The organism is Aurantimonas coralicida DSM 14790, assembly GCF_000421645.1.
Lineage (GTDB): Bacteria > Pseudomonadota > Alphaproteobacteria > Rhizobiales > Rhizobiaceae > Aurantimonas > Aurantimonas coralicida.
In genome coordinates this window covers 23,625-34,829 of the sequence record NZ_ATXK01000009.1, presented here as the reverse complement: position 1 = coordinate 34,829, position 11,205 = coordinate 23,625, and the positions used below count along the sequence as shown (strand labels likewise).

Here is an 11,205-nt window from a genome sequence, read left to right as displayed (position 1 = left end):
GGCGAGCGTTCCGCATGCCGTCCGGCCGATGCCCTGCAGGCAACAGGTGGGAGGGGCGACGAGCCAACCCCGGCGGGAAGTGCCTCCCGTTTGCTGGTGAGGCTCGCAACGGTGGCTGCATCACCCGCCCCTACCCCGCAGGCCGATCAAGGAGAAGCCAGACCGATGTCCTACGTGCGATTTGGACTGATGATCCTCACCTCGACCGTGGTGATGTTCATCCTGATGTATCTCAACACCTACGCCCTGGAGCACGTCTTCTTTTCGGAGACGCGCACCTACATGGCGATCCTGATGGGCGCCACCATGGCCGTCATCATGCTGGCCTACATGCTGGGAATGTATGCCAACAAGGCGCTGAACATCGCGATCTTCGCAGGCGCCATCGTCGTCTTCGCGCTCTCCCTGTGGCTCGTGCGCAGCCAGGTCACGGTCTCCGGGCCGAGCTACATGCAGGCGATGATCCCGCACCATTCCATCGCCATCATGACCTCCGAGCGGGCACAGATTCGCGATCCGCGCGTGCGGAAGATGGCGGACGAGATCATCGAGGCGCAGCGGCGCGAAATCGCCGAGATGCGCTACCTCATCGCCGAGGTGTCGGCCGGCAACACGGTCGATTCCATCTATCAGGACCCGCCGGCCGAGGTCGGCACCATCGAGGACGCCCTCGGCCAGGCCCTGGTCTCGACGCTCGACCCCTCCCCGATGCCAAAGGCCGAGGCAGACGAGATCCTTGCAGCCGGACCGCGCTGCGTCTTCCACCGCAGCCGCGAGACTGATCCCATCTTCTGGGCCGCGCAGGACGGCGCCGACGGAGCCATGAAGCTGAACGGCGTCCTCGTGCCGCTGGAAGCGCAGGACCGGACGGAGACCGGCGTCGTCTACGGCGCGCCGGGCGTGTCCGTCGCCGTCCGTCCCCTGGGGGAAGAGGCCGACTGGCGCTCCGATGCCGAACTGGTCTTCACGCTCGATCAGGGCCTGACCATCGGCTATCGCGGTTTCTACGAATGTAGGGCCGCCTGAACAGGCCGCATCGCCGCGCCCGCTGACCGACCGGTTGCCGCCCGCTCCCTGCGAGGCGGCGCCGGTCACTCCAGCGTATAGAGATAGGCCGTGATGTCGCGGGCCTGCTGCTCCGTCAGCCCCATGTCGGGCATGACGCTGCCCGGTGCGACCGCCTGGGGCTCGCGCAGCCAGTGGATCATGTTGGCCGGCGTGTTGCGCAGCAGCCCCGCGAGATAAAGCCGGTTGGCCATATGGTCGAGCGGCGGGCCGACGAGACCCTCGGCCCCGTCGATGCCGGGGATGATGTGGCAGGCGCCACAGCCGGCCTGACGGATGCGAACCGCGCCGATCGCGACATCGCCGATGGCCTCGGCTCGCGAGTGCGCCGCATCGTCCACGCAGCCGGCGAGGACGAGCGGAACGAGCATCGCCAGGCCCGCGGCGGCACGCATCACAGACCGCATAGGCTCGTCCAGAACAGCGAGACGGTGTTGAAGACGATGGCGACGGTGAACAGCGTGCCGATCCCCACGCCCCAGAGGGCGAGAAAGCAGCTTCGCCCCTCCGCCGTGTCCAGAATGTCCCGGTGGCGACCTGAGGATTGCTTCCGGGTCTGGCGGTAGGCGAGAAGCGCCAGCGCGAGCGAAGCCAGGGCAAGGACCAGCGCCGCGAGATTCGCCGCAACGATCATCGCGCCGATTCCATCGAGATCGACAACCGGACGTTTCGCGCCGTCGCCGCCGATGCAGGCATTGCCGGCCAGGGCGGTGGCGGCGGACAATTGCAGGGTCCAGGCGGCCGGAGCCCCGGCAATGCCGACGATGAGGCGCCAGTTCGCGACCGTGCCCGAGGCCGGCGCCGGATGTCCGATATGGAAGATCGGGCGTGTCGGTTCCGTCATCCGCTCACCTCAGATGGGGCGTGATGTAAAGACTGAAGAAGACTGCCAGCCAGACGACATCGACGAAGTGCCAGTACAGGGCGCCGATCGCGACCGGCGCCATGCGCTGGCGGTCGAAATAGCCGAGAGCGCTCCACACGGTCAGCACGGCCAGGATGACGAGCCCGACCACGACATGGGCCAGGTGGAACCCCGTCACCGTGAAATACATCGAACCGTAGGAATGGGCGGACAGGGTGAAGGGCTTGTCGAGCCATTCCTTGACCTGCAGGCCGACGAATATCGTGCCCAGCGCAAGGCCGACCAGCAATCCCGCCACCAGCCGGCCGCGCGACCCGGTTTCGGCGCCCTTTTCCGCAAACCAGACGGCGATACTGCTGGCGATCAGGATGACCGTGCTCGGCGCCGACAGCGTGAAGGACGGCAGCTCGGCCGGATACCAGTTCGGGCCGGACTGGGTGGCCAGGTAGAAATAGCTGAACAGGAGATAGGAAAAGAGGACGGCCTCGGTCGCAACGAGGGTCACCATGCCCCACCAGCCCGAAGCCCGTCGGGCGATGCTGCCGACCGCCAGCGATCCGATCTGCAGGGGCGCTTCGGCCATGGGAACTGCATCACGCATGGCCCGGCTCCCGCTTCTGGCCGAGATCGGCCCGTGGCCAGAGCCAGGCAAGCAGGCCGAAGAGGATCGCCAGGCCTGCGCCGGCCGCAACCCACCACCAGTGCAGGAGAAGCGCGGCGAAGCCCAGGGTCATGGCGAGGGTCACCAGGAACGGCCAGGGATCGTCGGCGGGCATCTTCACGATCAGGTCCGGCTGGGCGTCGATCGGCGTCGTCACCAGCATCTCCTTGCCATCGTCGAGCAGCAGCCCGCGTTCGAGGGAGGAATCGCCGCGGCCTTCGTCGAGCCGGCTCTCCCACAGGGGATGGCGGCTGGCGATGACCGGCAGCACTGCGAAATTGTAGGGCGGCGGCGGCGACGAGACCGCCCATTCCAGCGTCGGCGCGTCCCAGGGATTGGCGCCGGCCGGCGCCCCGCGCCGCAGGCTGACCAGCACGTTGATGAGGAGCATGGCGAAACCGACGGCGAAGATGAAGCTGCCCACCGTGGTGACCATGTTCATCGCGCTCCAGCCGACGTCCTGCGGATAGGTATAGATCCGGCGCGGCATGCCCAGAAGCCCGGTCCAGTGCATCGGCAGGAAGCCGAGATTGAACCCGATGAAGATGGTCCAGAAGGTCCAGCGCCCGAGGCGCTCGCCCAGCATCCGCCCGCTCATCTTGGGAAACCAGAAATGCAGCCCGCCGAGCACGCCGAACAGATTGATGCCGATCAGCACGTAATGGATGTGCGCCACGACGAAATAGGTGTCGTGCAATTGCAGATCGGCGGGCACCGACGCGGTCATCACGCCGGAGACGCCACCGATGACGAACATGGCGATGAAGGCGGCGAAATAGAGAAAGGCCGTCGAGACGACGATCCGGCCGGTCCAGATGGTGGCGACCCAGGCGAAGACCGCGATCGCACTGGGAATGGTGATGATGAAGGAGGCACCGCTGAAGAACGACATCGACAGGAAGGGGATGCCGGTGGTGAACATGTGGTGCACCCAGACGCCGAACCCCAGCGCCATGGTGCTGATCGTTCCAAGCACGACGAGCGTATAGGCGACCAGGGGACGCCGACAGAACACCGGCAGGACGTCCGACGCCATGCCCATGGCCGGCAGGACGATGATGTAGACCCAGGGATGGGCGAAGATCCAGAACAAATGCTGCCACAGGAGCGGCTCGCCGCCCCCGCCGGTCTCGTAGAAATGCGTCCCGAACTGGCGGTCCATCCAGAGCAGGAAGAAGGCGAGGCTGACGGCCGGCACGGACAGGAGAATGCCCATCGAGATCGTCGTCGTTCCCCAGACCATGATCGGGATGCGGTTGATCGACATGCCGGGCGCCCGGCAGCGCAGGAAGGTGACGACGAAGTTCGCCGCGCCGACCGTCGTGGATATGCCGAGGAAGATCATGCCGAGGGCATAGAAATCCATGTTCGGGCCGGGATTGAAGTCCTTCAGCGAATAGGGCGCGTAGTTGAACCAGCCATCATTCGGCGCCGCGCCGATCAGGAAGCTGGAATACATGAACAGGCCGGACGCCAGATACACCCAGTAGGAGAAGGCGTTCAGCCGCGGAAACGCCATGTCCCGCGAGCCGAAGAGCAGCGGGAACAGATAGTTCGAGAAGCCCGACAGGATCGGCAGGGCATAGAGGAAGATCATCGTGATGCCGTGCATCGAGAACAGCTGGTCGTACTGTTCCGGGGTCACCACGCTCTGCTCGGGCCCGGCGAGCTGAATCCGCATAATCAGTGCCTCGATGCCGCCCGCGATGAGGAAGGCGAAGGCCGTGACGATGTAGCGGATGCCGATTTCCTTGTGATCAACGGTGCCTATCCAGCCCATCAGGCCGGAATCCGTTTCCCAGATCGCCTGGAGCCGGGCTTCCAGTTCCGGGGTCGCGACGCCCGCCTGCGGGATCTTCTGATGCGGCTCTGCCACGGCTTTCCCTCAGTCCAGCGTCGCGAGATAGGTGCGGATGGCGTGCAGTTCGGGGCCCGAAATCCCCGTATCGGGCATGTGGCTGCCCGGCTTGAGTGACTGCGGCGCGGCGATCCAGCCCGACAGGTGCCCCTTCGTATTGGGCAGCATTGCCGAGGCGATCGTCGTCCGGCTCATCAGATGGGTGAGATCCGGCCCGATCTCGCCCGCGGACCGGGTGCCGCGCACCGCATGGCAGGCGCCGCAGCGCAGGCGAAACGCCTGCCGTCCGGCGTCCGCCAGCGAGCCGGGCGATGTGGGCTCCGCAGCCGCGGCCTGTGCATCCCACCAGGCCGTGAAGTCCTCGGGCGCGTCGACGAACATGCGCATGGCCATGTTGGTATGCTGCTGCCCGCAATATTCGGTGCACTGGCCGCGATAGACGCCGACCCGGTCGCCCTGGATCCAGGTCTCGTTGATCTGCCCGGGAATGGCGTCGGTCTTGCCGGACAGCGCCGGGACCCAGAAGGAATGGATGACGTCGGTCGAGCGCAGCTTGATGCGCACCGGCTCCCCGAGGGGAATATGCAGTTCGTTGGCCGTCTCGAAGCTGCGTGCGGGATCGTCGGGATCGACATAGCGCGCCTCCCACCAGAATTGCTGCGCCGTCACCTCGATCGTAAAGACCGGTTCACGCCCGGGCGCGGCAATCCGGGCCATGAGGTCCACCGTCCAGGCGGTGTAGCCGATCAGGACGAGCGTCGTCAGAACGAGGCCGGCATGGATCCAGCCGATCCCGCCGGGCGGGCGCGAGACCGCGATGATACGGCCGCCCGCCTGCAGATCCGGATCGCGGCGACGCAGGATCCCGATGATCACCATGGCGCTGATGATGACCACCACCAGCACCGAGACCGCGATCAGCCCCCACAGCAACGGCACGGTCATGTCGCCCTTCGCGCCGAAGGTCTCCAGGTAATACATCGGCGTGTCGGCTGGGCGGGCCGGCAGCGGGGCGGCGACCGTTCCGCCCAGCGTGACCGCCATCACGAAGGCCGGCCGGACCCGGACGGGAAGGCCCGCGGCGCGAAGATCGACCGGGGAATGAGGATCCGTCCTCATGCGGCTCCCGGCAAGGACCCTGGAGGAACCTCTGCGCTGCAGATTTTCGGCGTCGTCCCCATCTGCCAGATCGCTCCCGATTGCTTACGATATCCGGGTGACATGCCGGCATGTAGGCGGCGGGCCTTAAGATCAACCGGCGGCGTCTTCGCCGGACAGGACGCGGGCGCTGCCCTCACATGGGCGAAGCGGACATTGTCGGCGCCGGAATGGTAAGCCGGCAATCGCCGCCATCATCGATCCGGCCAGGATCGACCGGCCCGTCGCCGCCCCTGTTCATAGGCGAAGCCGGCGAGCCAGATGGCATGGTCGGCGGTGCTGGTGCCGGCGAAGCGCGCGTTCGGGCCCTCTTCCCGGCAGGCGCGGCGGCCCTCGGCCCACACGGCCCGTTCGCGTGCCGCCTCGCGCATGCTCGCCACGAGGGCACCGACCGGCTGATCGACTGCACTCATCCGCGGGTCAGAGGGCCACGATCGTGCCGGCCCCGTCGTCCTTCAGACGCTCGACGGCCTCCCGCGATCCCGGTTCCATGGCCACGCCGAGCCGTCCGCCTTCGGCGATGATGAAGCGGGCGAGATCGTCGACCCGCTCCTCGTCGGTGATGCCGTTGGCCGCGGCGATGCGCCTGGCGGTCTGGCGGACGATCATCAGCGAGCCCGTGGCTGCTGCGCGTGCGACGGCTTCCACCGCCTGTTTCTGGGTCTGATCCATCGAATGTCTCCACGTTTCCTTCGTTCTGGCGAAGCCGCGGAAACGTGTCCCTAAAGTATGATAGCGCCGCACCGGCGACCCCGGGTCACAAGAGGCCACCACGGTGTGCATGGAGATTTCTGTTGCCTGACAACGAAGCGCGTTCGGCCGGGCAATTCGCGACTTATGTGCCGCCACGTGATCGCCGCCGGCCGGACGGCGCTCCCGGAGCAATGCTCATCCCGTTCCCGGCGGAATGTGCGCGACTATATCCGTCGGTTGACGTTTCCCTCACGAACACGCGAGACGGAATGAGGCAGGACACGACCCAGGCCCCCACCATGTACGGACATGACGCGGCAGACGCGCCGGCACCCTGCGCCCTCTTGCAGGCGGGGCGGAACTGCCGAAGCGTCTCGCGTGCCGAGACGGCCACCGTGCTCGTCGATGGCGCGCGATATTTCGCGCGTCTGGACGAATGTCTCGAAGAGGCCCGGCGCTCGATCGTCATCGTCGGCTGGGACTTCGACGCCAGTGTCCGCCTGCGCCCCGATGCGGATGGCAGCGGCACGACGCTGGGCGACCGCCTGCGCTCGCTGGTCGAGGCGCATGAGACGCTCGAGATCCACATCCTAATCTGGAGCTTCGCGGTCGCGCATGCCCCCAGCCATGGCATGTCGCTGCTCTTCGGCGGCGACTGGCAGGATCATCCGCGGATCCATCTGAAGCTCGACCGCACGAACCGCTTCTACGCGTCCCATCACCAGAAAATCGTCCTCATCGACGGGGCGCTCGCCTTCGTGGGCGGGATCGACCTGACCGTCGGCCGCTGGGATACGCCCGAGCATCGCCCCGCCGACAGCCGCCGGGTCGAGGCCGACGGATCGAAGGCGCGGCCGGTGCATGATTGCCAGGTCGCCCTGACGGGCCCGGTGGTCGACGACCTCCTGGCCATTGCGGCCGAGCGCTGGCAGCGGGCTACTGGCGAGGCGCCGCGATTTGCCGGCCCGGCCACAGGACCGATCGCCGGCCAACCGGAACGGTCACCCGATTTCCGGCATGTGCCGGCGGGCATCGCCGTCACCGATCCGGGCGGCGGCTGGCGCGGTCCACCGCCCGTGCGCCACGCGGCCTGGCTGACGGTCGACGCGCTGCGCAGCGCAGGGCGGACGATCTATATCGAGAACCAGTATTTCGCCGGTGCGCTTGCCCGCACGATCCTGCCCGAACTGCTCGAAGCCCCGGACGGCCCGGAGATCGTGGTCGTCACCACGCGCAGCATGAACGGCTTCGTCGAGCAGCTCTCGGAAGGCACGAACCGGGACCGGCTCCTGCGCCATCTGAAGCGGTTCGACCGGCACGACAGGCTGCGGGTCTTCCATCCGATGCAAGGCCCGGTCTCCTACCCCGACGAGATCTTCATCCATTCCAAGATCCTCGTCGCCGACGACGGCTTCCTTCGGGTCGGCTCGACGAATTTCAACAACCGCTCCATCGGCGTCGACACCGAATGCGACCTCGGCCTCGTCGCCGACACGACCGAGCATCGGGCCGCGATCCGCACGATCATGGCCCGGCTGGTCGGCGAACATCTCGGCGCCGATCCGGCGACGGTGCTGGAGACGCTTGCGGAGACCGGTTCGCTGATCCGCACCATCGACCGGCTGAACGGCGGCGACCGGCGCCTCGTCGGCTTTCCCGCCCTCGCCTCCTCAGGCCCGCGGCGGCCGCAACTCGGCACGCGTCTGCTCGATCCGATCGCCCCCTTCGGCACGCCAGCCTGGTGGCGCGGCCGCTTCAGCTGCTCCTGACCGAGGCGTCCGACGACGTCTTCGAGCGCCAGACGGTTTCGGTGACGGCCAGAACCAGGCCACCGATGGCCAGCGGCACGAGGAAATAGGTAAAGCGGAAGACCAGCACCGCCGTCAGCAGGCCGCGGCCGGACAGGAGCGTCACCACGACGGCTTCGAAGACGCCGAGCCCGCCGGGCACATGGGTCAGCATGACGCCGGCATTGGCGAGGACATAGACCGTCGCCGCCGACAGATACGGGACCTCGGCGATCCCGAGCAGCGCCTGATGGAGGCAGGCCGCGACCAGGGCGAAATTGGTGGCGCCGAGCACGACCTGCCCCAGCGCCAGGCGCAGGCTCGGCATTTCGAGGACGAAGGAGCGGAATGTCAGGGGGCGGCGCAGGAAGGCGGCCAGAAGCAGATAGATGACGACTCCCAGCGCCGCGACGGCGCCGATGGCGAGGATCATGCCCTGGCCGAGACCCGTCACCTCCGCCGCGAGCGCCGGGCGCAGAAGGACGGCCAGTGCGCCGAGGGTGGCGAGGCCGACGGTCACCGTGAGCCCGGAAAACAGGATCAGCTTGGCCACGTCACCGGTCGACAGGCCCCAGCGCCGGTAGAAGCGGTAGCGGATGGCGCCGCTGCTCAGGCCGGCAAAGCCGATGGAATGGCCGAGCGACAGCGACACGAAGGAGGCCAGCGCCACCTTGGGATAGGCCAGCCTGTGACCGACATAGCGGGTGCCGAGAAGATCGAACAGGGTGAGCGTCGCGTAGCTTCCCGCCGCGAACATGCCGGACAGGGCCAGATGGTCGAGGGGAAACGCCCGCAGCGCCTGCATCAGTTCGGCCACGCTGTAGTCCCGTAGCGTCCGCCAGATCAGATAGCCGGCCAGCGCCACGAAGCTGGCGATGCCGATGCGCCAGAGCCAGGTCAGCCATCGACCCTTCGCATCCGCATCCATGTTCGTCTCCGATCGCAAGAAGTCAGTGGCCGGCGACGCCGGACACCGGCCGTGGCCGCGCGCCGCCGCCGGAGGCTGTCAGAGCCGCCGTCCATCTGGCAGACGGGCAGCGACGCGGCGGCGCCGCTCCATGCCGGCACCCACGCAGGCCGCTGCCACGCGGCAGCGCCCCGATCACGCCTTACAGGGTCTCTTCGACCGCACCGGCGGGCGGTCCTCCGACCTCGACCCGGACCTGGGTGGGATCGAAGGCGATATGGTCGCGCACGGCGCTCAGTTCGTCGACCGGCTCCGTATAGGCCCAGGCCGCGTCCTGGCCGGCACGGTTCATCGCCGAGATCGTCCAGAACTGCGCCTGCCCCTTGGCTTCGGGCACGCCGCCGCGGTCGCTGTCGACGAAGAACGCCGTATGAACGCGATCCCTGGGGATATAATAGATCGGCTCGGCGCCCTCCTCGCGCACCAGAAGCGCATGGTCGGTGCTGGCGATGATGTCGTCGTGGAAATAGACCGTCACCGGCTTGCGGATGTGGTCGATGGCATAACGGCCGGTTTGCAGGGTCCGGGCATCGGACATGACATTCTCCTTTCCTTCACATGTGAACCGCCGCGAGGCGGACGGCGACGCGCCTCATGCGGCCGGGTTCAGTTCCACTTTCACCCAGCCCTTGTTCTGGGCGTCGAAGGTCTCATAGGCAGCGATGACGTCGGTCATCGGTTCCATCTGCGACAGGATATGTTCGGGCTTCAGCCCGCCGCGCCGCACCAATTCCACCAGTTCCTGGACGTATTTCTTGTGGTTGGCGTTCCCCATCCGCATGGTGATGTTCTTGTTCATCGCCGTGCCGATCGGAAAGGCGTTGTGGCTCTGGGGATAGACGCCGATGATCGCCAGGGTGCCGGCCTTGGCCAGCGCCTCGGTCGCCCATTCGAGGGACAGGGACGGCGCGTCGCCGGCGGCAAAATGCGCCGCATTGGTGTCGGCGCCCGCCTCGGCCAGCCGCTCGACCTGCTCAGCATATTGCTCGGCGCGCTTTTCCAGGACCCGCATCGGCCCCTTGGTGGGCATGAAGGCATCGACCCCAACGACATCGATCGCCCGGTCCGGACCGATGCCGCCGGTGAGTTCGCGGATCGCCTCGATCGGGTTCTCTTCCTCGAAATTGATCGTCTCGGCGCCCAGTTCGCGCGCCTTGTCCAGCCGGTCCGGCAGGCGGTCGACGGCGATCACCCGCTGGGCGCCCTTGTGCCAGGCCCCCAATATGCTGAACAGCCCGACCGGACCGCAGCCCATCACCAGCACCGTCTTGCCGCGGCCGGCCTCGATATCGGCGATGTCGGCGCCGAACCAGCCGGTGGAGGCAATGTCGGACAGGCAGATCGCCTGATGGTCGGTGATCTCCGGATGCAGCGGCACGAGATTGACGTTGGCATGGGGGATGCGGGCATATTCCGCCTGCAGCCCGTCGAAGGGGCCGGTCGGCTGCGGGCCGCCATAGAAGGCCGTCCCGGCGAGATGCCCGTTCGGATTGGCGTCGTCGCACTGGGCGGTATAGCCGTCGCGGCAGTAGGAACAGTGGCCGCAGGCGATCGTCGACGGGATCACGACGCGCTGGCCGGGGCGCAGATTGCGGACGCTGCTGCCCACCTCCTCGATCACGCCGACACCCTCGTGCCCCATGACGGTGCCCTCGACCATCCCGGGCATCGACCCGCGGATCATGTGCAGGTCGGTTCCGCAGATGGCGCTCGACGTGATCCGCACGATGGCGTCGGTCGGCTGCTTGATGGTCGGGTCGGGGACCGTGTCCAGGCGAATGTCGCGGATACCGTGAAAAACGACAGCTCTCATTTTGCTGGATCCTCGTAGCTATGCGTGGTGGCTCGCTTCGATGGAGCAAGCAACAGCGACAGCAGACGCGGCGGACTGTGCCACTGCATTGAAGATCAACTCAGACGGCCGGACCTTGATCCGTTGCTGTTTTGATGGCCGGCTGCCGACCGCCAGTCCGGTCGCGTCGCACGGTGCCAGCGTTCCCGGTCGCGTCGTTTAGCGTCGATGTCCGGTGTCTTACAGGAGACGGCATCGTCGGGCGTTCGCGGCGTGCGCCGACACATCACGCACAAACCTTCCCTTTCGTAAGCTAATGCAAAGCGACATGCTGGATGGGAGGTAGCCCTGATCCCGTT

At 66.9% G+C, this 11,205-nt stretch carries 11 protein-coding genes and 1 pseudogene; 2 read left to right on the top strand and 10 right to left on the bottom strand.

What is annotated here, in order from left to right; genetic code table 11:
• Positions 1–165: 165 nt before the first annotated feature.
• Positions 166–1,026 carry a DUF305 domain-containing protein gene (locus H536_RS0116805; protein ID WP_024351572.1) on the top strand — a complete coding sequence of 287 codons (861 nt, stop codon included), beginning with the start codon at positions 166–168 and terminating at the stop codon, positions 1,024–1,026.
• Positions 1,027–1,091: 65 nt separating this feature from the next.
• On the opposite strand, the gene H536_RS0116800 is transcribed toward H536_RS0116805, so the two are convergent.
• The 7 genes from H536_RS0116800 to H536_RS0116770 all read right to left on the bottom strand — a co-directional run bounded on the left by H536_RS0116800 (position 1,092) and on the right by H536_RS0116770 (position 6,279).
• Positions 1,092–1,436, bottom strand: coding sequence for a c-type cytochrome (locus H536_RS0116800; protein WP_244877517.1), 345 nt, complete (start codon positions 1,434–1,436; stop codon positions 1,092–1,094).
• A 23-nt stretch (positions 1,437–1,459) separates the two neighbouring features.
• The gene (locus H536_RS0116795; RefSeq protein WP_024351570.1) at positions 1,460–1,909 is read right to left on the bottom strand and encodes a hypothetical protein; all 450 of its coding nucleotides are present in this window, start codon (positions 1,907–1,909) and stop codon (positions 1,460–1,462) included.
• Between the two features lie 4 nt (positions 1,910–1,913).
• The gene (locus H536_RS24935; protein WP_024351569.1) at positions 1,914–2,531 is read right to left on the bottom strand and encodes a cytochrome c oxidase subunit 3; all 618 of its coding nucleotides are present in this window, start codon (positions 2,529–2,531) and stop codon (positions 1,914–1,916) included.
• Entirely contained in the window at positions 2,524–4,467 is a 1,944-nt protein-coding gene (gene ctaD / locus H536_RS0116785; RefSeq protein ID WP_024351568.1) for a cytochrome c oxidase subunit I, read from the bottom strand. Before ctaD ends, H536_RS24935 begins: the two co-directional genes overlap by 8 nt.
• A gap of 9 nt (positions 4,468–4,476) precedes the next feature.
• A complete protein-coding gene (gene coxB, locus H536_RS0116780; protein ID WP_024351567.1) occupies positions 4,477–5,568 on the bottom strand; it encodes a cytochrome c oxidase subunit II in 1,092 nt (363 codons plus the stop codon).
• Positions 5,569–5,801: 233 nt separating this feature from the next.
• Positions 5,802–6,020 carry a hypothetical protein gene (locus tag H536_RS0116775; RefSeq protein ID WP_024351566.1) on the bottom strand — a complete coding sequence of 73 codons (219 nt, stop codon included), beginning with the start codon at positions 6,018–6,020 and terminating at the stop codon, positions 5,802–5,804.
• 7 nt (positions 6,021–6,027) lie between these two features.
• The gene (locus tag H536_RS0116770; RefSeq protein ID WP_024351565.1) at positions 6,028–6,279 is read right to left on the bottom strand and encodes a hypothetical protein; all 252 of its coding nucleotides are present in this window, start codon (positions 6,277–6,279) and stop codon (positions 6,028–6,030) included.
• Between the two features lie 290 nt (positions 6,280–6,569).
• On the opposite strand from H536_RS0116770, the gene H536_RS0116765 reads away from it, so the two are divergent.
• Positions 6,570–8,069: a phospholipase D-like domain-containing protein gene (locus H536_RS0116765; protein WP_060576978.1), complete on the top strand. Its 1,500-nt coding sequence runs from the start codon at positions 6,570–6,572 to the stop codon at positions 8,067–8,069.
• Here the strand turns inward: H536_RS0116765 and H536_RS0116760 are convergent.
• From H536_RS0116760 to H536_RS25510, 3 genes and pseudogenes are all read right to left on the bottom strand, one after another.
• Positions 8,056–9,015: a lysylphosphatidylglycerol synthase domain-containing protein gene (locus H536_RS0116760; protein ID WP_024351563.1), complete on the bottom strand. Its 960-nt coding sequence runs from the start codon at positions 9,013–9,015 to the stop codon at positions 8,056–8,058. The two genes, H536_RS0116765 and H536_RS0116760, sit on opposite strands and share 14 nt — an antisense overlap.
• Positions 9,016–9,196: 181 nt before the next feature.
• Complete coding sequence (locus H536_RS0116755) at positions 9,197–9,592, bottom strand: DUF427 domain-containing protein (RefSeq protein WP_024351562.1); 396 nt, start codon at positions 9,590–9,592, stop codon at positions 9,197–9,199.
• A gap of 549 nt (positions 9,593–10,141) precedes the next feature.
• Positions 10,142–10,738, bottom strand: a pseudogene (locus H536_RS25510) (alcohol dehydrogenase catalytic domain-containing protein); the annotation flags it as partial.
• Positions 10,739–11,205: the final 467 nt, after the last annotated feature.

Excerpts from the sequence above, each read along its gene's own strand:
- H536_RS0116770 (WP_024351565.1), bottom strand. The coding sequence starts at position 6,279 with ATGGATCAGACCCAGAAACAGGCGGTGGAAGCCGTCGCACGCGCAGCA.
- coxB (WP_024351567.1), bottom strand. The coding sequence starts at position 5,568 with ATGAGGACGGATCCTCATTCCCCGGTCGATCTTCGCGCCGCGGGCCTT.
- H536_RS24935 (WP_024351569.1), bottom strand. The coding sequence starts at position 2,531 with ATGCGTGATGCAGTTCCCATGGCCGAAGCGCCCCTGCAGATCGGATCG.
- H536_RS0116800 (WP_244877517.1), bottom strand. The coding sequence starts at position 1,436 with ATGCTCGTTCCGCTCGTCCTCGCCGGCTGCGTGGACGATGCGGCGCAC.
- H536_RS0116805 (WP_024351572.1), top strand. The coding sequence starts at position 166 with ATGTCCTACGTGCGATTTGGACTGATGATCCTCACCTCGACCGTGGTG.
- H536_RS0116755 (WP_024351562.1), bottom strand. The coding sequence starts at position 9,592 with ATGTCCGATGCCCGGACCCTGCAAACCGGCCGTTATGCCATCGACCAC.
- H536_RS0116795 (WP_024351570.1), bottom strand. The coding sequence starts at position 1,909 with ATGACGGAACCGACACGCCCGATCTTCCATATCGGACATCCGGCGCCG.
- H536_RS0116765 (WP_060576978.1), top strand. The coding sequence starts at position 6,570 with ATGAGGCAGGACACGACCCAGGCCCCCACCATGTACGGACATGACGCG.
- H536_RS0116775 (WP_024351566.1), bottom strand. The coding sequence starts at position 6,020 with ATGAGTGCAGTCGATCAGCCGGTCGGTGCCCTCGTGGCGAGCATGCGC.
- H536_RS0116760 (WP_024351563.1), bottom strand. The coding sequence starts at position 9,015 with ATGGATGCGGATGCGAAGGGTCGATGGCTGACCTGGCTCTGGCGCATC.